Raw genomic sequence first — 22,309 nt, 5'->3', positions numbered from 1 at the left:
TTATATTGAATGATTTAGAAAAAAATTTTAGGAATGACCTTTATTAGGAACGCGCGCTATGTCGACGAATCACAATCAAGAAAATGTAAACAACCATAATGGTATTAATGCTACTGATGACGCTGAAGATAAGACTGTAATTGTCAATCCAGAGCCAGCTCTAGCGGCTGCCGCACAAATGGAACAAGATAGTGAGACGAATGAAACGGTCGAAAATGACAAGGCGACTCACAAAGAAGCTTTAGGCACTATGACCAGTAAAGTAACAGATGCCAGTGATTTTGGTAAAGTGGCCGTGGTCTATGGCGGTAATAGTAATGAGCGCAGCGTCTCTTTAGACAGTGGGGCTGCAGTATTGCAGGCGCTGCAAAATCAAGGCGTCGATGCGACTCACTTTGACCCTAAGCACCAAGATATTATTGAAATACGCGAGTATGATCGCGTCTTTAATGTGTTACATGGTCGCGGCGGCGAAGATGGTTTGTTACAAGGCGTGCTGCAATGGCTTGATATTCCACAGACGGGTTCAGGTATTTTGGCATCTGCGCTGGGCATGGACAAAGTTCGTACCAAACAGTTATGGCAAGGATGCGGCTTATCGACCGCGCCATTTTCATTACTCACTGCGGATACCGACTGGCAGCAAGTAGTCAATATGCTAGGACTGCCGCTTATCATCAAGCCTGTTCACGAAGGATCCAGCATTGGCATGACCAAGGTAAACCATCTTGATGAGCTACCGGCTGCCTATGCCACAGCAGTGCAGTGTGGCGATGCAGTAATGGCCGAGCGCTGGATAACGGGTCGTGAATTTACCATCGCTATTGTTGATGATGAGGCTTATCCAGTCATTCGTCTGGAACCTGCCGATATCACTAATTTCTACGACTTTGAAGCCAAATATAACCGTAACGATACCAGTTATTATATTCCGTGCGGTCTAAATGCCAATGATGAGAAGCATCTACAAGCATTAAGTCTGGCCGCTTTTTGTGCGGTTGATGCTAAAGGTTGGGGACGTGTTGATGCCATGCAAGACGAAGCGGGCAACTTTTGGTTACTCGAAATTAACACCGTACCAGGGATGACCAGTCATAGCTTGGTGCCGATGGCTGCCAAGGCTCGAGGTATGGATTTTGATACGCTATGCTGGCATATATTAGTGCAGACCGTTTAATTATCATTTGAACGGTAGTTATAGTAGTTATATTTACGTCTAATAGCGCAGCGCAACCGTGGTATCGCTATTTCCCAATAGTGTTTATCACGGTATTTATAATAAAAAGGGTATTTATAGAGAACGAGTTTTATTAAATAAATACCAGCTAATGTATCGCTAGAGCTGCTATAGCACAGCATCATGTAAACTTGTGTAAATTCGTTGTCACTAGTAGGGGTTAGGCTATTGTTTAACCATAAAATACGTTAATATTGTAAGTATAGGTCTGTTTTAGTGAGGTTTATAGTTTTTATAGGTATAACCCACTATTAATTTATAACCTATCAAATCCATAAAGTTCTGCAAGAAAAGATGCAGGTTCATATCCATAAATAGCATGAACAGTTTTATGCAAATATAGGGACATAGGTCGTCATGGCTCAAACTGTCAACGGGGTAACTGACTTGATGAGTGATAAAGGTAGTCGGCCAATATCTAAGTTCCAAGTACCAACATCGGTTAAGTATCTATTTATGGTGTTGGTATTAGGTTTGCTAGTGCTAATATTGATAATGGGTGGAAAAGCGTTACGTGATGCCCCTCCCGCTGCTATTCATGTCAACAACCAAGGTTTGACGGTTGCGCAATACAGCTCATTGCAACAGGTTATGAATCAACGAAAAATTAGCAGTTTTTTTACCTCTGATCTGCAAGCACTAAGAGATATTACGACGGGTTTGGCTTGGGTTGACCAAGTGAGTATCTCGCGTGACTGGCAACGCGGCATCGTGGTTACTGCCTTGCCCAAACAAGCGGTCGCCAATTTTGGTACAGAGCGTTTGGTCGATGCAAAAGGGGCGGTTTTTGTGCCTGCTGATAGTAGAGACCTAACGCAAGAACGCTTTGCTACCTTGCAAGGTGAGATAACACAAGCGCCGGTCATTATGCAGCAGATGCAGCAAGTCAATGATTGGTATGCGCCACTTGGTATACAAGTGGCAGATATTATTTTATCACCCAGAATGACATGGCTGATTCGCTTTGATAGTGGGTTACGTGTCATCGTTGATAATGAAGATACCGCGCAAAAGCTGCTGAATTTAAGTCAGCTGCTCGGCAATCAGTTAAAGGAACGCCGAGATGAGATACAGTCGGTAGATTTGCGTTATAAGAACGGTTTTACTATCGCTTGGGATATGTCCCAACCCCAAAATGGCGAAGCACAGTAGCCATAGATAGATTTATAGATAGTGGTTTTAAAAACTAATGAGCATTTAAAGTTTTAACTTGACTGCTTTTATAGTATAAATAATGAATATAATATTTCATCGCGTCTTGATAGCGCTTTTTTTAATGATTTAATGGGCGATCACTTGGTCTTCCGTTTAGCGATAATTTGTCTGGTAACATGAAAAATACTGAAAATCTGGTTGTTGTCCATTTAAGTGCCACGGCAGTGTATGTCGTCATTGGCAATGTTGTCTCTGCAAAAGACATTCGTATTCTAGGTGTAGGGCAAGTCAAAAACAGCGATTTTTATCAAGGTCAAATAAAGCATCGTGAACGTTTGCAAGGCGCTATCAAACAAGCTATTCAAGAAGCAGAAGATATAGCCAATTGCCGTGTGCATAGTGTGTGGCTGACCTTAGCAACGCCTGAATTATCTAGTAAGAACAGCGCCGGCGAAGTACGAGTAGAAGATGATGTTGTACGTGCCAAAGATATGGTGCAGGCTTTGTCCAATGCCAAGTCACGCGACCTTTCATCAGATTACTACTTAATGCATTGCTGTCAGCAGGGCATTTATGTCGATGAGCAAGATTTTATGGTTGATGATGCCATTGAAACAATGGCGCACAATATCACCGTGATGTATCATATGATGATGCTGCCTGTCGCTAGCCGTCAGAACATCCAAAAGCTATTGCAAAGCTGTGATGTGGGTATCGACCATATCGTATTCGATGCGGTGACCAGTGCTGAATATAGTCTAATGAGCGATGAGCGTCAGCAAGGTGTTTGTTTGGTAGACATCGGTGCTAGTACGACGAGTATTTGTGTTTATAAGGAAAATAAACTGATCTTTACCCATTGTATTGCAACGGGTAGTCATGAAGTCACCATGGATATTTCAGCAGATTTTGGAATTTCAATGATCGAAGCTGAAAAGCTCAAAAAGACTCATGGTACTGTTGATGTCAATAGTGTCGATCCCAGCTCGTTTTTTATCTTTAAGCCACAAGGCTCAGGAGATGAAATTAATGTCGGTATTTATAATCTAGCCCGTATTATTGAGGCTCGCTACATCCAAATCTTTACCGAAGTGGCTCGTCAATTACATGAAGCAGATTTAATCAGTTATATTGATAAAGGCATCGTACTGACTGGTGGCGGTAGTGTGATAAAAGGTATGATACCCTTCACCAAAAAACTGCTTAAAATGCCAGTAGTGCTCACCAATACACATCCTGCTATTAGTGCATATAACCATTTCGATAATGATGAGTCATTTAAGCAACTGAATATTCAGGTCAATGATCGTGCTTATCAAACCGCATTTGGTACATTACTATATAGTCAAAGCGAGCAGTTCCGCCGAAGTGAAAAAAGTGAGCCTGAAGCGATTCAAAAGAACCGAGTGACAGGCGTTTTTCAAAGCGCAGGGCAACGTTTTGCTAGTGTGCTAAAAAAGATATTATAGGTTTGCTTTCTAGAGTGCCTAGAACCTAGCGTGCTTAATAAAAGGCCCTTAAACTATTTAAGAAAAAATACAGTTAAGTGAGCTCAAGCCACTTAAAATAAAGTCACGTAAAAAGCAATGCCCTGTGTGATGATGACCTATTGTTGTCTGCACATAAACTATTTAAGCCATAGCCCTGTTTTATTTAAATACATTTATATATAGTATGTCGATAGTGCGCCATATGAGTGCGTTACCACGTATCAATCATCACGCTATCTGCAACTGGAGAATCTTTTTTATGTCAAAATACACCATGCCAGATGATAACCAGCTTCAAAATAATGGCCAAGCGAGCTTCACTGTATTCGGTGTTGGCGGCGGCGGCGGTAATGCGGTTGAGCATATGGTACAACAAGGGATTAGAGGTGTAACATTTGTCTGTGCAAACACGGACAAACAAGCGCTCGATCGTCTGACGGCCCCTCATAAATTACAACTTGGCGCAAAAACAAACCGCGGCCTAGGCGCGGGTGCAAACCCAGAAGTGGGGCGTGAAGCGGCAGAAAGTGAAGAAGAAGCCATCCGCCAACTACTCGAACACTCAGATATGGTATTTATTACCGCTGGTATGGGTGGTGGTACGGGTACGGGTGCAGCACCAGTGGTTGCTCGTATTGCTAAAGAAATGGAAGTATTGACCGTGGCTGTCGTGACCACACCCTTCAAATTTGAAGGCGGTAAACGTATCAAAGCTGCCAAAGCGGGCATTGAGCAACTAACCAACTTCGTTGACTCTATCATCACCATTCCAAATGACAAGCTGATGAGTGTCTACGGCAATATCTCTATGCAAGATGCCTTTAAAAAGGCCGATGATGTTTTACTACACGCTGTTCAAGGTATTGCTGAAACCATCGCCAGCGAAGGTATGATTAACATTGACTTTAACGATATTCGTACCGCTATGACCGCCAAAGGTCATGCGATGATGGGTATTGGCCGTGCCAGTGGTGATGATCGTGCGCGTCAAGCGACCGAAAAAGCCATTAGATCTCCACTCTTGGATGATTTACGTTTAGAGAATGCCAAAGGCTTACTGGTCAACGTGATTTCTTCTGAATCTTTATCATTAGATGAAATGAGCAAAATTAGTACGATAGTCGAAGAAATTACCGATATCGATGATGCGCACATTTTCTATGGTTCTGTCATTGATGAAAAAATGGGTGATGACTTGCATGTAACCGTCATTGCAACAGGTCTGACTCTAGATGAGCACGCTGGCGAAGAGGCTGAAGCAGTAGAGACGCCTGTTCCTTCTGTTAACAGTACACAGCCTGTCGATCCGAACCTACATACCAGTGCTTTGAACAGTCAAAAACAGTCTCAAGCGCAAATGTATCAGGATACTGCAGCGCGCTCAAATGCGCCACAAGAGCAGCCTAAAACCAAAACAAATAGTATTCAGGACTATTTGAAGCGCCAACAAAATAGATAGGCATCTTGACTGTTTGAGATGCTCTAAGTGTTTTAAATATTTGAAATTAAAGAAAGCCAGCATCAATTGCTGGCTTTTTTGTGTTTATAAATTAGCGTTATCTGCCCAGAGAGAGGTATTTATAGTCAGTGAGAAGTAATATCGCTACATCACGTACTGCAGGTACCGTTTTTTCTTGCTTGCTGTGCCTACGCAGACAGAGGCTGCAAAAAACTATACCCGCAGTATCGTAGCGTTTTTAAAGTATTTTAACTATATATCAAAAATTGATGAGGTAGACGAATGAATGAGGCTTTATTTTCATAACAACTGATGGGTTTGTGACTATTTATAGAATTTTTAATAAGTGGTTTAGAGAAAGGAATAATCAATAAAATATCGACGATAAGTGTTATCAATCAAGGAGATAAGAAAATTAGCCGTTTTTAATTGTGGCGAACTGGGGGTGTGTAATGATACACTATGGCAATTGTAACAAAATATGTGAGAAGACAGTCATGAACCAAAGAACCATAAAAACTGCGATAGCCGTTACGGGTACTGGTCTCCACAGTGGTCAGCCTGTTGACTTAGAGTTTCATCCGCAACCAATTGATACCGGCATTGTTTTCGAGCGTTCCGATATTGAAGGCAGCCAACCGATTCCAGCGAGTGCATTTTTGGTACAAGATACCATGATGTCATCCAATCTCGTATTTGGCGGCACACGTGTCGGTACGGTTGAGCATCTGCTCAGTGCGATTGCTGGCTTAGGGGTAGACAACCTGTTGATTCGTGTTTCGGCGTCTGAGATACCGATTATGGATGGTAGTGCTGCACCTTTTGTTGGGTTGTTACTTGATGCGGGTTTCTGTGAACAGGATGCCCTAAAGAAGTTTATTAAGATTGTGCGGCCTGTACGCGTCAAGGTCGATGATAAATGGGCAGAACTACGTCCTTATCAGGGGTTTGAGTTAAACTTTGAGATTGATTTTGATCATCCTGCCATTGATAAAGACTTTCAGCACGCACAGCTACAGTTTTCGACACAAAACTTCATCGAACAATTGAGTTCAGCACGTACTTTTGGCTTTTTACGCGATATCGAAGCGTTACGTCAGAACAACTTGGCTTTGGGTGGCAGCATGGACAATGCTATCGTCATTGATGAGGCCAGTGTGCTTAATGAAGGCGGTTTACGATTCAATGATGAGTTTGTCCGTCATAAGATTTTGGATGCTTTAGGAGATTTATATCTGATTGGTTATCCAATTTTGGGTCGTTTTAATGCTTATAAATCTGGTCACGCGTTAAATAATTTATTGGTACGTGAGATATTATCTGACCATGATAACTTTGAAATTGTAACATTTGATGACAATGTAACTTGTCCTATCGAGTATTTCCCTTTGAGCGGCCTGACGGTTGAAGGATGAATACAGGAATATACACGAAGTATCGAAACATTTACGCAATATTACATAGTTAGGCTCTAGTTACACTCATATAATATGCTGATATTTGGATATATTGTTTAGATTACTTTAACAATTCTGCTCTAGGGTAGAGACCATAAAAGCTGTGGATAATTTCTAAATCATCTGTTGGTGACTTTCACATTTTGAAAGTCACCAACAGATGATTTTTTTTGTTCGCGTCATTACAAACTTGCTGTGTTACTACCCTCATTTTACGATTTTATTTACATAACTTTACGTTTGGGCACACCGTTTTTTAGTGATTTACCAAGCGCAAAAGTGCTTTTTTGAGGTTTTCATCAGTGGTGACATGGTCTGCGGCCTGTGATATAGTCCGCTTTGTGTTTTGGCTAAGAGCCTGATTTCCATTGGCTTTACCAGGTTTTGAAATGGGCACTGAAGAAGCTGATGATGATTTAGAATAATGATTATTGGCAGATGTCTTAGCTACTACGACGCGAATTTGCTTGAGTTGTTTAAATGTAATTGACTGCTCTGTTAACACTTGCAAGTAAGCGCTTTGTAAATAGCGAATATGGTTGGCAGCGGTCATCGAGCCAACACTGAGTATCAATTGCTCAGTAGTTAAGCCCACGACCCAGCAGCTATTGAGGATTTCCTCAGGTAGACAATCTACCAAAAGGGTTTTTACTTCAGTGGTTGCTTGTATATATAAACGCATATTGTCAGCAAGAGTTTGAGGTAGCGCACTACCAGCAAAAGCTTGATGGTCGATAAGCTGGGCAAGTCGGTTAGGTTGTTTTTTTGACATCGTAATAACTCATCTAATAGGTGACAGAATCGATGTTTATTATAAACAGCGCGCTGTTGTAACAAGGATTTTATCATGTTTATTTCATGACTATATCCGCTAAATTAATTCATGCTTTGTCACGGATGACGAGCAATCCTGTATTCACAATAGGTAGTAAATTTATGAAACAAGCTTTATTAATTTTGTCAGTATTGGGAATGGGTGTAGCACAGACGAGTGGTGCTGCCGAAACGACCTTTCAATCAAATAATACCTTGAGTCATACCATCACAAATATCTCTACTTCTGCGAACTACGGTTCTAGTCGCAATATCTATAGCACTAATAATGGTGCACATGTATATAGTAACGATGAGATCAGTCAAGCGATTGATAACTTAAGTGCTCATGCTAAGCAAAAAGAATATCAGCTTGCCTCATTGACCAGCCGTTTGTCTTACGAACAGCGCCAGCAGCAAGCAAGTCGTGTCCCTGATAGTAACTCTGCCCCTGCTATCGCAGCATCACGCGCATCACGTGTGGCATTATCTAGAAGCTCAGGCTACTGCGCTCGCTATGTGCGTAAAGCATTACAATCAGCTGGTTATGAGTTTACGCCTAATCCTTCAGCCTATCAGTACGCCTCTCGTGGTACACTTGCCAATGCAGGCTTTACCAAAATCAGTAATGATATGCAGCCTCAAGTGGGTGATGTCGTAGTCTATGATCGTACATCTAGACGACCACATGGTCATATTCAGATATTTGATGGTAATGGTTGGGTATCTGACTTCCGTCAAAACAGCATCAGTCCATATGGCGGTCATCATAACTATACAACGTGGCGTGATTCACAATATGTTGATGATGCATCAAACAGTGGTATCTACCTAGCGATGGCTGATAAGTAATATTGAGCTCGGCTTAAGCGAACCCTTTTCTCCAAACCCAGTAATGCTCTTTACGACATTGCTGGTTTTTTTTGTGTTTTTAAATGCTGAGGTTTAAGAAGGGTGAAGGTTTTTTTATTGGCTTGAGTTATCTTGAATAGCTAAGGTATAAATCTCGACCAGTAGCGCTGATCGTGAAAATCAGGCGGAGAAGCATGTTTGGGAGCAAAATATAGCGCAGTCGCTCCAAACCATAAAATGACGCATGGATGTATATACTCAATAATAGTACTATTAATAGCGTATTGCGGCTTGGAGTTAGCGTTAGAAGGGCGTAGTTGCTTTAATGGCACCCGAAAACTGCGCTCATAATGATAGGCTATAGCAGAGGTAGGTTTCGTTAACGCTAAGGGGAGCTTGGAGCTTTCAAGCCAATCAATAGAGGCATAAGTCTGTTTATCTGCATGCAAAAGGGGATTGGGCGGCAGCGTTGCAGGGTTTCGATAACGCTGAAATTGATAAAGTGCATAGCGGCCATCTGGATTGGCATTGATTTCAATATAAGACGCTGTATTGTCAGTGTCAAAAGCTTCATAATCACCGACAGAACGACCAGTGATAAAACATTCAAGGCAGGTCTCTTCCCATAAATAATCAAAAAACCCTACTTGCTCTGCTTGCCATGCCGTCCAATCTAATTGAGCAGCCAAGGATTCAAGCGGCAGGGTCACGTGATACTGCAGTTGTAAATAAGCTTTTGGCTGCTGTATAAGGGTTGCGCTTATCTGTACCTGAATCCGTTGTAAATCTTCTATAGCAACACCGAGTTGGTATGCATCATTTGCTAGCGTTTCGTTTGCTAGGCATAAATCAAAAAATTGGCTCATAGCGTGCGCGCCCCAAAAGTAATTTATATCTTAAAAAGTCATATTTGCGATAGATAACGCATGATATTAAATATTGAATCATAGCAATTATTTAAGCCTAGATAACATAAAAGCCGCGAGCAAAGTTGCATCGCGGCTTTTATCATTTACTGTATTGATTAGCCTCTATAAAGTAAATCAACACCATATATTTGTTCTTACATCAACGATTACGCATTACGTGCAAGATTTGACAACTTAGGATTGGCATTCGGATTTTTACGTAGCAAAAGCGCCATACGACCAATAGTATGAACCAAAGAAGCATTAGCAGCCGCAGCAAGTTCAGCACCGATGACTTCACGTTCTTCTTTGGTGCCAGCAGGCAATTTAATTTTAATAAGTTCATGATCTGATAAAGCGCGATCAATCTCTTCAGTAATGGTCGGCGTGATACCTTTATTACCAATCATAACGATAGGTTTAAGATCGTGGCCAATGCCTCTTAGGCGTTTAATTGTAGCGTTATCGAGTTCCATAGAATTCCTAAGTGTGGGTAAAAATAAATGATAGTGCTATTAAGCGTAGTTAATGACCATTATAAATAATCTATGGTCATCTTGCATAAGATCAGCAGGATTTTGCACGATTTTACGTGATGAAAATGTTAAACTGAATATTTGGTCACATTATAAACGCTACTGTCTGATAAATCAGTGTTTTAACCAATAGAATTTAGCCAGTCTGCTACTGCGAATGAATAAAAAGCCTGATTGATAGTATATCCGAATGAGTTCGGCTCATCTCAAAAGTGCTTTATAAATATTTTGGCTGCTTCGGCAGTATGTATAGCCAATAGTACTGTCTCGTTTTTAAAGTGAACCCACTATATTAATGTTTTGCAAAGCAATAGGAGCAGGTATTTTGGCCACGCGTATCGAAAACAAAAAACTGTCAAAGAGTAGTAGTGCTTGGATGAAAGAGCATATTGACGATCATTATGTGCAAAAGGCTCAAAAAGACGGCTATCGTGCCCGTGCTGCTTATAAGTTACTTGAGATTAATGAAAAAACCAATCTTATTAAAAAAGGCATGACGGTTGTAGATTTAGGCAGTGCGCCCGGTAGTTGGTCACAAGTAGCTGGCCAGCTGGTAGGTGAAAAAGGCATTCTAATAGCCTCTGATATCTTACCTATGGACACCTTGCCTGACGTTACTTTTATTCAGGGCGACTTTCGTGAAGCGGAAGCATTCGATGCTATCATGGCGGAGGTGGGCGATAGACAGGTCAATGTGGTGTTGTCTGATATGGCGCCCAATACTGCTGGCAATAGTGCCATCGATCAACCACGCATGATGTATTTATGCGAGCTGGCAGTAGACTTTGCTTTGGCCACCTTACCAGAAGGTGGCGCGCTTATTATGAAAGTGTTTCAGGGCGAAGGTACACAAGAATTACGCAAGCAAATGCAGCATGATTTTAGTAAAATCCGTAGTATTAAACCTGGTGCTTCACGACCGCGCTCAAAAGAGATGTTTTGGATTGCGATTAAATAATCATCATTTCAATAAGTTGTTGTCATTGTAGCGGGTTTAATACGTCACTATAAACGGTGTTTATCGGCGTATTAAATCCGCTACAATCGTTAACTGAATAATAGTGAAATCGGCTTGAATTATGCAGGGTAACACCACATATCATGGTATATTAACTTTGTTTTAAACATATTTTTTAGACAAAGTCGTCTGATAGTAAGCGCTTGATAGGCTCACCTAAGATAGACTCTTGATATCCATGACTTGTTAAAAGTTAAAAACAGTCCTCATGCGACATTTGAAAAGCATAGGCTTGAATCGCAAGTTTTCGATATCGATGTGTTTATCAAAAATGAGCAATACGTTTATAGACGTCACGTGTCAAGTTGACACACCAATAAGTAAGGGATGGGAATAACTAGTGAGCGACATGGTAAAAAATACCTTATTGTGGCTGGTGGTAATCGGCGTTTTGGTGCTGGTGTTTAGCGGCTTTGACCAATCATCTGAGCCGGATAACCTTAACTACTCTGAGTTTGTGACCGCGGTGTCAGAAAATCAAGTAGCCAGTGTCGAGATCGATGGCGAGCAGATCACCGGCGAAAAGAAAAATGGCTCATCTTTTGAGACCATTAGACCAGCTGTGTCAGATGACGAGCTGATGCCAATGCTGCGTGAGAACCAAGTCGAAGTTCAAGGAACAGCTCCGAAGCGTCAAAGCGTCTTGATGCAGTTACTAATAGCCAGTTTCCCAATTCTATTGATTATTGGTCTGTTTTTATTCTTTATGCGTAACATGCAAGGCGGCGCTGGCGGTAAAGGCGGCGGCCCTATGAGCTTTGGTAAATCAAAGGCCAAAATGCTGACTGAAGACCAAATCAAGGTCAACTTTGAAGACGTTGCTGGCTGTGAAGAGGCCAAAGAAGAAGTCGTTGAAGTGGTCGAGTTCTTACGTGATCCTGATAAATTTACCAAACTGGGTGCGACGATTCCACGTGGTATTTTGATGGTAGGTCCACCAGGTACGGGTAAAACGCTATTGGCAAGAGCCATTGCTGGCGAAGCAAAAGTGCCTTTCTTTTCAATTTCAGGTTCTGATTTTGTTGAAATGTTCGTGGGTGTCGGTGCCTCACGGGTACGTGATATGTTCGAGCAAGCGAAGAAAAGCGCTCCTTGTATCATCTTTATCGATGAGATTGATGCGGTCGGTCGCCATCGTGGCTCAGGTACGGGCGGCGGTAATGATGAACGCGAGCAAACGCTTAACCAATTATTAGTCGAGATGGATGGTTTTGAAGGTAATGAAGGCGTCATCGTCATTGCTGCTACTAACCGCGCCGATGTTCTTGATAAAGCCCTGCTGCGCCCTGGTCGTTTTGACCGTCAGGTACAAGTGGGCTTGCCAGACATCAAAGGTCGTGAGCAAATTCTAAAAGTGCATTTGAAAAAACTACCGAATACAACGAGTGTCGATGCTCATTCACTTGCTCGTGGCACTCCTGGATTCACAGGTGCGCAATTGGCCAACCTTGTCAACGAAGCGGCGCTATTTGCCGCACGCCGTAACAAGAAAAGCGTCGATATGAATGACTTCGAGGACGCGAAAGATAAGCTATACATGGGACCTGAACGTAAATCAATGGTGATACGTGAAGAAGAACGCCGTGCTACTGCTTACCATGAATCTGGCCATGCGTTAGTTGCTGAACTGCTACCGGGTACCGATCCGGTGCATAAAGTGACGATTATGCCGCGCGGATTTGCCCTCGGGGTGACGTGGCAGTTGCCGGAGCACGATCAAACCAGCATGTATAAGTCGAAAATGCTGAGTGATCTCGCCATCTTATTTGGTGGACGTATCGCTGAAGAAGTCTTTATTAATCAAATGTCGACGGGTGCTTCTAACGATTTTGAACGAGCGACTAAGATGGCACGCGCTATGGTGACCAAATATGGTATGTCCGACGCGCTTGGCATCATGGTCTACGAAGACGATGATAGCTCACAAGGTTACTTTGGCGGTAGCCGCACTATTTCAGAAGCGACTCAGCAAAAGGTCGATGAAGAAGTTCGCCGTATGCTAGAAGAGCAATATGATATCGCCCGTGAGTTGATCGAAGGCAACCAAGAAAAAGTGCATGCCATGGTTGATGCATTGATGAAATGGGAAACCATTGACCGTGATCAGCTGCAGGATATTTTAGCAGGCGAAGAGCCACGTCCGCCAAAAGTGTATCAGCATAACGAAGTCAACTTAGCAAAAAATGATATCACCACAACGAATTCAACACCGCCACCATTACCAGCGATGTAGTTGTTAATTGATTAACCTTCAATAAAAAAAGCCCTTTTTGATAAAGGGCTTTTTTGTGGCTATCATTCTATGAACGCTTTAGGACAGAATAAGATTTACTGGTATCATAAGCACAGCTATAGTTAAAATACTTTAAAAACGCTACGATACTGCGGGTATAGTTTTTTTGCAGCCTCTGTCTGCGTAGGCACAGCAAGCAAGAAGAAACGGTACCTGCAGTACGTGATGTAGCGATATTACTTCTCACTGACTATAGCAATCATTAGAATGTTTCTTATGCCAAACCCAAGAATTACGATTAGCCGTGTCAAACTCGTTTAGTCTACAGTGCATAGCACTTGCACTCGTTTTCCTTGCTACTCTAATTTTTGTGAATGGTATTATAATAAATGGATTATTTATGTCCTTATTCCAGCTTTTACCCCAACAAAAAATATCGAGTCGTGATAAAACCTTAGATTTATCACAACCTCATGTTATGGGTATTCTCAATGTCACGCCAGATTCGTTTTCAGACGGCGGGCAGTTCAATGGGGTAGACAAGGCCGTTGCTCATTGTCAGAAAATGATAAAGGAGGGCGCTACAATCATCGATATTGGCGGCGAATCTACTCGTCCCAATGCAGATGTAGTAGCCACTAGCGATGAGGTACAGCGTGTCGTGCCAGTTGTTCAAGCGATTAGGCAGCACTGCGGAGATGAGATTTGGCTGTCCATTGACACCAGTAACCCAGCGGTGATGCAGGCAAGTTTTGATTCAGGTGCTGATATTTGGAATGATGTACGAGCGCTGAAACGCGAGGGTGCAGCGGCACTAGCAGCTGAGCTTGATATACCTGTGATGCTGATGCATATGCGCGGTGAGCCAACGACGATGAATAATCTGGCACAATATGACGATATAATAAGCGACGTGAGTACCGAGTTGTCAATGCGCATTGATGAAGTAATGAGCCTTGGTGTTAAGCGTGAAAACATCATTATTGACCCAGGCTTTGGCTTTGCTAAAAACTATGAGCATCATTGCGCACTATTAAGCCAGCTTGAAAGTTTAAAAGCACTTGGGTTACCAATCATGTTTGGTATTTCACGCAAGCGTTTTTTAGCGGAAGTGTTAAGCAAGAGCAGGGTTACAGCGGTTGCAACGACTCAAGCGTTAGATCGTGATGCGGTAGGCACGACGGCTGGCATTTTTGCGCTACAGCAAGGAGCAAGTATCATTCGTACGCATAATGTGGCTATGATGCAGCAAGCGGTGGCATTATGGAATCAATTATCTGCGTATAATCATCCTGAATCTTAAACATCATTTAAAATAGTGAGAGTATCTCTATGACCAGCACCATTCAGCCAGAACCAACCAATGAACAGCGCCGTATAATTTATCAAGCGCGTCGCGGATTAAAAGAGTTAGACTTTTATATCGATCCTTATGTCAAAGAGCTGTATTTAACGGCAGCGCCTGCTGAACAAGAGGTATTTGCAGAAATGCTCACTCATGAAGACCCTGATTTACTGGATTATTTCACCAATCAAAATCGCCCAGAAGATGAGGCAATATGGGCGTTGGTCAATAAAATAAAAACCTGGCGCCATACTAAAGAGTTGACTTAATAAATCTTATTAGCAGCTTATGTGCTTTAACTTGGAATAGCAGTTCACCATTTTTTGGGAGTACACTATGAGCTTGGCAACCCCATTACGTATTGACACTGCTATCCAGCCTACCAGCTACTTACGAGTATTGTTTTATATAGGTTTATCTGTTGTCATGGTTGTGCTTGCATGGCTTGCGGCTCTAGCCTTCTGGCAATATGTACTTATCTCGATAGTTGCGGCAGCGGTCAGCATTTATTTGATATTATCACGCCCGATATTACTACATCTTAGCCAGCCGCCCCTCAGTCAGCGTCTTGATCAACAGTGGCAACTATTGATGCGCACGGGGCGTGGTGATGAGCTATGGCAGGCACAATTAAAAGCGGTCCATCGTTATCAATGGGTGATGAGTTTTGAGTTCATAGTCATAGAGCCTTATCAGCGGCCATTATCAGTGACGGTGTTTCGCGATCAAGTAAACCCTGAGCAATGGCGAGAATTAAATATTTTAGCCCATGTAAGTTCTACTAAAACACGGTAATCCATTACTCTCTCGACTCCTATCAACCCTGCCTTTGTTCTATAGATTTACGAACACCTACATGTCATAACAAAATACCTATCTCTGTGCCGAAAAAGATTTGTTATATTGCAAGATAACAATAAATACTATGACAAAAAAGTGAGTAGATGATGAGTTTATTAGGGAATTTAGTGAGCCAAGTGGCCCGTAATGCGATGGATCCAGAAGATGCCCAACGCAATCCAGTCAACCAACATACTAGTCCGCGTCGTACAGGTGGCCTTGGCGATATACTGGGCGGTGTATTAGGCGGCAGCGGTGGTCAAGCGGATGGCTATAATCCTCGCCAATATGACCGTCAAACCGATAATGGTTTTGGTTTAGATGACATTCTCGGTGGACTAACAGGTGGTGGTTTAACAGGAAGTAGTCAGCGTGGTGATATGAGCTCAGGTGCGGGCGGGCTTGGCGACATATTAGGTAGCGTATTGGGTGGACAGACTATGGGTGGTCAAACTAGACAGTCTGGCTTCGGCGGTAAAGGGATGCTAATTGCTGCATTGATGCCGATGGTATTAAACTGGATCAAACGTAACGGCGGTTTGAGCGGTGCATTATCAAAAATTACTGGCATGGGCTATGAAAACCAAGCGAAGTCGTGGATGAGTAATCAACAAGACAATGACAACCTTGATCCAAACGAAATCAGTCGCTTATTTGACGACAGTGAAATCCAGCAAGTCGCTGCTCATACAGGTGCTAACGATACAGAAGTACGTCAAGGATTGGCTGAGTTACTGCCCGAGATCATGAACCAACTAACGCCGAATGGTAACTTGGATAATGAGACTGAGGCTAACCAAGAAGTTGATCAAATTATTAGTCAGCTATCAAGCCGATTGGGTGCATTAAAGTAGGATAATTCTTTCTATTCATTATTTTAAAGTGATAAAAATAAAAAAGAGTACATATCTATGTGCTCTTTTTTTGTTTTTTTAATGCTATAAAACAAGCTCATAGAAATGTATGGAACGGTAAAAGCACCCAGGAAATGGGGTGCATTTTTCATATTCAAGCACCATCAAACCTATATTTATTCATTTTGAACAGAGTATAAATATGTTAAAAGTAGTGAATAAACACCATAAATAGATTTGAAATTATTATGATAACTGTATAATTTATTTAGTACTACTTTATAAAAGCTGTTAATTTGAGGATGCTTTACCTTAAAGGTAACGATAACTGAGGGTATAAATACTTTATAAGGATATATGACTCATGCCATTTAAGCCTATTCCTGCAGCACTTGCGATTTTAGTCGGTCTTATTATCTGGTTTGTTATCCCAGTACCTACTGGGGTGACGCCTGAAGCTTGGCATATGTTGGCATTATTTATTGCCACCATTGTCGCCATCATTGGTAAAGTCTTACCTATTGGCGCGATTGCTATTATTGCCGTTACCTTGGTTGCGCTTACGGGTGTGACTAACGACAGTCCAAAACAAGCCATCAGCGATGCATTATCAAGCTACTCAAGCCCCCTAATTTGGCTGATTGGTGTTGCCGTTATGATATCGCGGGGGTTAATAAAAACCGGTTTAGGTCGACGTATCGCTTATTATTTTATTTCTATTTTTGGTAAAAAAACCATTGGAGTGGCGTATTCTTTGACCGCCGCAGAGTTGATGATCGCACCGATTACCCCCTCTAATACAGCTCGTGGTGGTGGTATCATTCACCCTATCATGAAGTCGATTGCCCAGAGCTTTCACTCGACGCCAGAAGAAGGCACGCAGAAAAAAATAGGCCGTTATTTAGCGATGGTCAATTATCACGCTAACCCAATTACGTCCGGTATGTTTATTACGGCTACTGCACCAAACCCGTTAGTGGTAGATTTGGTCAACAAAGCAACGGGTAGTGAGATTCAGCTAACATGGACGACGTGGGCTGTTGCGATGTTTATACCAGGGATGCTGTGTTTATTATTAATGCCATTGGTGATTTATTTGATTTATCCACCCGATGTCAAAGTAACCCCCGATGCGAAAAAATTTGCCAAAGATAATTTAACAGAAATGGGGCATGTAAGCACACAAGAGAAAATCATGTTAGGTGTCTTTGCACTGATGCTGATACTGTGGGCAAATATTCCTGCGCTAATTTTCGGTGAGCAATTAAGTGTCGATGCGACCACCACCGCCTTTATAGGGTTAACGACGTTAATACTGACTGGCGTATTGACTTGGGATGATGTGCTTAAAGAAAAATCTGCGTGGGATACCATTATTTGGTTTGGTGCCCTTATTATGATGGCGTCTTACCTCAATAAACTGGGTTTAATTGGCTGGTTCTCAAGTAACATCGAATCGATGATTGGAGTGATAGGTGTTGGTTGGATCGGCGCTGTGGTTATTTTGACTTTAGTCTATCTATATATTCATTACTTTTTTGCCAGTACTACCGCTCATATTACTGCACTGTTTGCCGCTTTTTATGCAGTAGGGTTAAGCTTAGGTGCACCGCCAATGTTATATGCGCTGATTTTGGCAGCAGCAGGCAATATTATGATGACCCTTACCCATTATGCAACTGGTACCGCACCCGTTATTTTTAACTCAGGCTATGTGACGTTAAGAGAATGGTGGAGCATCGGGGCAATCATGAGTGTGGTCAATCTGGTGGTTTGGATTGGTGCCGGTCTGATTTGGTGGAAGCTGCTTGGCTACTATTAATTCACGATTAAGCTGCTTATAACTACAGGCACTCAAACTGGCACTAAAAGCGTTCATCTAGAGTTTCTAATGTATAGTTGAGTGCTTGAAAGCAGATATCGGTATTAAAGCCTCTATACTGTAAAAAACGAAGCTGTTTGGCCTTGTCTTTTTGCTCAGTCGGTATGTCGTTACCATACTTTTTGGTACGGGCGGTCACTGCTAATTTGAGCCAATCTACGCCATCGACTAGATTGTCCGCGCTATCATCTACAAAGTCGCGAAACTCCTCTGATTCTGTATTAGCCATATCAATGAGCTCGTCAATATTACCTGGCATGGCGATCTTTTTATTATAGAACTCTTGCTTGATACGGCCACGGCCACGACCTTTGCGGATGTTTTCACGAATAAGCATTAAGGTAGTGCGGTAGTCGCTTTGGTAGCCTTTTTCCTCAAATTCCTCAAGTAGCGCCTCTATCTTTTCTGGGTCTTGCTCCTTGTCGAGCAGTTTTTGCTTCAGCTCAGCTTTACCATACTCACGGCGCGATAGATAATAAAAAGCCAACCAGCGCAAGCGGCTTTCAGCTTTGATGGCATCAATTTCTGCCTGTCGTTGCTCTGGTGTGCGCAAATAAGCTTTGAGTGCAGCGGGGAGGTTGTCAGTTTCGCTAACGTTTTCACTAGCACTAGCACTAGCACTAGACACCGTTAGCGTAGGCAGTTGCTCCCCACTTTCAGTATTTTGCTCGTCATTAGTTACAGTTTCCGCGTCGTTATCGCTTTTATCGCCATGAACGTGCTGCTTAACTTCAGCCAGCATTTGCTTAATACTTTGTGCCTTTGGCGGTTGATAAGCAGGGGCATGGTTGGGCTCAGGAGTAAAGTTAGCAGCTGGATGAAAGCGTTTCTTACGTTTTTTAGACTTGGAAGTTTTGCTGGGAGTAGAAGAGGGTGAATTGGTTGACTCTATATCAACGATAGAATCATTGTCTAAGGAGTACTTTTCAGCTGAGTCGTTTAAACGCTTGTTGGTCTTACTGTGTTTTTTGGAAGCGTCTTTGTATGAATGTTTAGAAGGCTTAGAGGGTTTAGATGGCTGAATAGGCTTTTTGGCTTTTTTGACCTGGTCATTAATACTACTCGCTGAATCGGTATCCGATTCAGCGAGTATTTCAGCTAAGGTTTTAATTTTCATAATAAGTCATGCTTACTTAAAATGGTTAAGAAGACACGGTTATTGTACCGGTTCAGCAGTCTGCTCTTTATTGGCGTCATCACTATCTTCGGTTTTGCTGTCTTTTTTGCCCCCAAGTTTTTCGGCACGAACTTTATTTTCAATCTCTTCAGCTATAGCAGGGTTTTCTTTTAAGAACAGCACAGAATTGGCTTTACCTTGACCAATTTTTTCATCGCCATAGCTATACCAAGAGCCTGCTTTGCCAACTGCGCCAATCTCAACGCCTAAATCAATGACTTCGGCTAAATGATTGGTGCCTTCGCCGTAAGTAATCTCGAACTCAGCTTGGCGGAATGGTGGTGCCATTTTATTTTTGATGACTTTAACACGGGTTTGGTTACCAATGATTTCATCACCGTTTTTGACCGCACCGATACGGCGAATATCCATACGTACTGAGGCGTAGAATTTAAGCGCATTACCACCCGTCGTGGTCTCAGGACTACCGAACATAACACCAATTTTCATACGGATTTGGTTAATAAACACTACCATACAATTGGAGCGTTTGGCGTTACCGGTAATTTTACGTAGTGCTTGACTCATTAGACGCGCTTGCAGACCCATATGTGAGTCGCCCATTTCGCCTTCAATCTCTGCACGCGGTGTCAAAGCAGCGACCGAGTCAATAACGATCATATCGATTGCCCCTGAACGTACTAGCATGTCAGTAATTTCAAGCGCTTGCTCGCCATTATCGGGCTGAGAAAGCAATAATTCATCGGTGTTGACACCGAGCTTGCGCGCATAAACAGGATCAAGCGCATGCTCAGCATCGATAAAGGCACAAGTACCACCTTGTTTTTGACACTCTGCAATCGCTTGTAAGGTCATGGTGGTTTTACCTGAGCTTTCAGGGCCGTAAATTTCAACGATACGACCTTTTGGTAGACCGCCAATGCCCAGCGCGATATCTAAGCCTAATGAGCCCGTTGATACGACATCAACATCCATAATCGCAGCATCATCACCTAAGTGCATGATGGTATTTTTACCAAACTGCTTTTCTATTTGACCTAAGGCGGCTTTAAGCGCTTTGGCTTTATTCTCGTCCATAAAGGACTCCTTGTTATAAATAATTTATTCAGAATAATAAGTATAATTACGATAATTGGTACTGTAAAAACTGCTTACTCAATGCTGCTGATTACTTAAATATAGGCAGTTCTAAATAAAGTCGATGTGATTGTAATAAAGTAAATAGCCACGTGCTACTGTTATAAATTTTTCTTGCTTGCTGTTCGCAAGCGTGACAGAGGCTGCGAAATGTTTACTTTAGTAGCACTCGCATTGGTTTTAAATCGCATCAATTATAGTAAGCTACGGTGTTTCGAGTAAATTTGGCGTTATTGGTAATATAAGATTTTAGACAGTGGTATCGGATATATCACCTTACTATACAGTAAAAATAAACAATGAGAAAAGTAAAAATAAGTTCATAATTAGCTGCTATTATGTGAACTTTTGAGCTTATTATGCTGGTCAATCATTCTATGATTTGTAATAGCGCTGTTGAGTAGATAAGGTGATTATAACAAAAACCAAGGGTTAAATAGCGAGTTGGATGACATCATACGACAACCAATGTCGTATGACATATCATCAAGTATTTGTATAAATACTTGATGGCTTAAATGGTAATTTCGGACAGGAGAATGGTGCTGTTTGTCAATAGACTACTAAGTTGTCCACAACAAATAAAAGTATTTTATTTATCAGTTGTGAAACATCGCTAGTTATAAAATAGTTTTGAAAATAATTAAAAAGTAATTATAAATGTTTCTATAGTTGGTTCAAGTATTTGATTTTTAACCACTTTTAAATTGTATAAAAAATGAACGATTTTACCTTACCCTTTAAGCTGCCTAGGGATATTCTTGTCAAGTAGCGACTTATACACAGGGTTATCCACAGCTTATGGGGAGAACTCATGAAGCCCTTATGGTATCAATGCTTGCGCAGATAGTTAATATTTAAGACTGACGCTGTAATACGATTTACACGCTTATATATACAGGCTTTTATCAAAAAGTTGCATGCTGATAACGATGTTTCACGTATAAATAATTTATCAGTTTTTATCATTAAATACTCTCAACACCTCTGCAATAAAGGGTATGGCTGAGATTTTATCAAATATACCTTATGTAAAGTGACAGTTGGTTTATCGGTGAGTACAAAAAAGCGGCTACATAAATGTGCCGCTATAGTAAAATCATAAAATTGTGCTGTCAGTGTCAGTCTTTAATATAGATTAAATCCCATACCCCATGGCCACGCTCTAAACCACGTCGCTCAAACTTAGTCATTGGACGAAAGTCAGGACGGTCGGTAAAGTTGCCCGCACCAGCTTGGTTGGTTAAGCCTGTAAAACCATCTAAAACCTCAACCATCCAAAATGCATAATGCTCCCAGTCAGTGGCAGTATGGAACCAGCCGCCTTGCTTTAAGCTGTGAGTCACGATTGCCATACGTTCGGGACTAACGAAGCGGCGTTTGTAGTGGCGCTTTTTTTGCCAAGGGTCGGGGAAGTAGAGTTGGATGCGATCGATATGGTTTTCTGGTAGCTGTTTGAGCAATTGAATGGCATCACCATTGATGATTTTTACATTGCTCAAATTTTGCGTACCTGCCATATAGGCGCATTTACCAATACCGGGCTCATGAACTTCGACGCCCACAAAGTTACGCTTAGGCTCAGCTGCTGCCATCTCGATAAATGAATCACCGAGACCAAAACCAATCTCCAGAGTAAGTGGGGCATCACTACCGTTAGGAGTATCTGCAAATAGCACGCGCAAGTCATCAATACCATCCAGATTGCCATCACCGAAGCTGTTATTGACAAGGTAATGCGCAAACTCTGGCGCAGTCAGTGCCAGCTCGGCATTTTTATTCATATGCGTGCGCCGTTTCATAAAGGTATTGACGATACGAATATGCTTACTGTCTTCAGTCGCTAACTCACTTTTGGGGCTGTCATTCTCATTAGTGTTGGTGCTATTGACGTTATCATGGATATCAGGATGTTGGTTCATAGGATGGGCAAGGCTTAATAAAATGGGTGGAAT

At 42.0% G+C, this 22,309-nt stretch carries 19 protein-coding genes; 13 read left to right on the top strand and 6 right to left on the bottom strand.

The features are described 5' to 3' along the window. Nucleotides 1-58: 58 nt before the first annotated feature. From ACT3TU_RS02660 to lpxC, 5 genes are all read left to right on the top strand, one after another. A complete protein-coding gene (locus tag ACT3TU_RS02660) occupies nt 59-1,177 on the top strand; it encodes a D-alanine--D-alanine ligase (protein WP_444783997.1) in 1,119 nt (372 codons plus the stop codon). 417 nt (nt 1,178-1,594) lie between these two features. Then, complete coding sequence (locus ACT3TU_RS02655; RefSeq protein WP_192523056.1) at nt 1,595-2,389, top strand: cell division protein FtsQ/DivIB; 795 nt, start codon at nt 1,595-1,597, stop codon at nt 2,387-2,389. A gap of 179 nt (nt 2,390-2,568) precedes the next feature. Beyond that, nucleotides 2,569-3,861 carry a cell division protein FtsA gene (gene ftsA / locus ACT3TU_RS02650; protein WP_192523057.1) on the top strand — a complete coding sequence of 431 codons (1,293 nt, stop codon included), beginning with the start codon at nt 2,569-2,571 and terminating at the stop codon, nt 3,859-3,861. Nucleotides 3,862-4,141: 280 nt separating this feature from the next. Then, the gene (gene ftsZ, locus ACT3TU_RS02645) at nt 4,142-5,341 is read left to right on the top strand and encodes a cell division protein FtsZ (RefSeq protein WP_444784000.1); all 1,200 of its coding nucleotides are present in this window, start codon (nt 4,142-4,144) and stop codon (nt 5,339-5,341) included. A gap of 497 nt (nt 5,342-5,838) precedes the next feature. Further along, nucleotides 5,839-6,756: a UDP-3-O-acyl-N-acetylglucosamine deacetylase gene (gene lpxC / locus ACT3TU_RS02640; protein WP_192523059.1), complete on the top strand. Its 918-nt coding sequence runs from the start codon at nt 5,839-5,841 to the stop codon at nt 6,754-6,756. Nucleotides 6,757-7,054: 298 nt separating this feature from the next. On the opposite strand, the gene ACT3TU_RS02635 is transcribed toward lpxC, so the two are convergent. Further along, on the bottom strand, nt 7,055-7,570 hold the full coding sequence (locus tag ACT3TU_RS02635) for a hypothetical protein (RefSeq protein ID WP_192523060.1): 516 nt from the start codon (nt 7,568-7,570) through the stop codon (nt 7,055-7,057). A 164-nt stretch (nt 7,571-7,734) separates the two neighbouring features. Between ACT3TU_RS02635 and ACT3TU_RS02630 the strand changes: the two genes are divergently transcribed. Beyond that, nucleotides 7,735-8,463, top strand: a complete 729-nt coding sequence (locus ACT3TU_RS02630) for a CHAP domain-containing protein (protein ID WP_192523061.1) — start codon at nt 7,735-7,737, stop codon at nt 8,461-8,463. 140 nt (nt 8,464-8,603) lie between these two features. On the opposite strand, the gene ACT3TU_RS02625 is transcribed toward ACT3TU_RS02630, so the two are convergent. Both ACT3TU_RS02625 and ACT3TU_RS02620 read right to left on the bottom strand, forming a co-directional pair. Continuing rightward, entirely contained in the window at nt 8,604-9,329 is a 726-nt protein-coding gene (locus ACT3TU_RS02625) for a hypothetical protein (protein WP_192523062.1), read from the bottom strand. A 209-nt stretch (nt 9,330-9,538) separates the two neighbouring features. Next, nucleotides 9,539-9,847: a YhbY family RNA-binding protein gene (locus tag ACT3TU_RS02620; RefSeq protein WP_192523063.1), complete on the bottom strand. Its 309-nt coding sequence runs from the start codon at nt 9,845-9,847 to the stop codon at nt 9,539-9,541. Between the two features lie 385 nt (nt 9,848-10,232). Between ACT3TU_RS02620 and ACT3TU_RS02615 the strand changes: the two genes are divergently transcribed. The 7 genes from ACT3TU_RS02615 to ACT3TU_RS02585 all read left to right on the top strand — a co-directional run bounded on the left by ACT3TU_RS02615 (nt 10,233) and on the right by ACT3TU_RS02585 (nt 18,019). Then, nucleotides 10,233-10,865 carry an RlmE family RNA methyltransferase gene (locus tag ACT3TU_RS02615; RefSeq protein WP_192523064.1) on the top strand — a complete coding sequence of 211 codons (633 nt, stop codon included), beginning with the start codon at nt 10,233-10,235 and terminating at the stop codon, nt 10,863-10,865. 400 nt (nt 10,866-11,265) lie between these two features. Beyond that, nucleotides 11,266-13,158, top strand: coding sequence for an ATP-dependent zinc metalloprotease FtsH (ftsH, locus tag ACT3TU_RS02610; RefSeq protein ID WP_318779286.1), 1,893 nt, complete (start codon nt 11,266-11,268; stop codon nt 13,156-13,158). 400 nt (nt 13,159-13,558) lie between these two features. Next, on the top strand, nt 13,559-14,461 hold the full coding sequence (gene folP / locus ACT3TU_RS02605; RefSeq protein ID WP_192523065.1) for a dihydropteroate synthase: 903 nt from the start codon (nt 13,559-13,561) through the stop codon (nt 14,459-14,461). 29 nt (nt 14,462-14,490) lie between these two features. Beyond that, complete coding sequence (locus tag ACT3TU_RS02600) at nt 14,491-14,772, top strand: FAD assembly factor SdhE (protein WP_192523066.1); 282 nt, start codon at nt 14,491-14,493, stop codon at nt 14,770-14,772. 67 nt (nt 14,773-14,839) lie between these two features. After that, nucleotides 14,840-15,298, top strand: coding sequence for a hypothetical protein (locus ACT3TU_RS02595; protein WP_192523067.1), 459 nt, complete (start codon nt 14,840-14,842; stop codon nt 15,296-15,298). A gap of 152 nt (nt 15,299-15,450) precedes the next feature. Further along, nucleotides 15,451-16,197 (top strand): YidB family protein, encoded by a 747-nt coding sequence (locus tag ACT3TU_RS02590; protein ID WP_192523074.1) that lies wholly within the window; start codon nt 15,451-15,453, stop codon nt 16,195-16,197. A gap of 364 nt (nt 16,198-16,561) precedes the next feature. Beyond that, nucleotides 16,562-18,019, top strand: coding sequence for an anion permease (locus ACT3TU_RS02585; protein WP_192524567.1), 1,458 nt, complete (start codon nt 16,562-16,564; stop codon nt 18,017-18,019). A 43-nt stretch (nt 18,020-18,062) separates the two neighbouring features. Here ACT3TU_RS02585 and ACT3TU_RS02580 read toward each other — a convergent pair whose 3' ends face one another. From ACT3TU_RS02580 to trmB, 3 genes are all read right to left on the bottom strand, one after another. Beyond that, complete coding sequence (locus tag ACT3TU_RS02580) at nt 18,063-19,196, bottom strand: regulatory protein RecX (protein ID WP_444783996.1); 1,134 nt, start codon at nt 19,194-19,196, stop codon at nt 18,063-18,065. Nucleotides 19,197-19,235: 39 nt separating this feature from the next. Further along, nucleotides 19,236-20,294, bottom strand: coding sequence for a recombinase RecA (gene recA / locus ACT3TU_RS02575; protein ID WP_192524569.1), 1,059 nt, complete (start codon nt 20,292-20,294; stop codon nt 19,236-19,238). A gap of 1,181 nt (nt 20,295-21,475) precedes the next feature. Beyond that, on the bottom strand, nt 21,476-22,276 hold the full coding sequence (trmB, locus tag ACT3TU_RS02570) for a tRNA (guanosine(46)-N7)-methyltransferase TrmB (RefSeq protein ID WP_192524570.1): 801 nt from the start codon (nt 22,274-22,276) through the stop codon (nt 21,476-21,478). Nucleotides 22,277-22,309: the final 33 nt, after the last annotated feature.

The sequence above is a fragment of the Psychrobacter sp. AOP3-A1-26 genome, assembly GCF_052378235.1.
Lineage (GTDB): Bacteria > Pseudomonadota > Gammaproteobacteria > Pseudomonadales > Moraxellaceae > Psychrobacter.
This window is presented reverse-complemented; position numbering and strand designations above follow the sequence as displayed.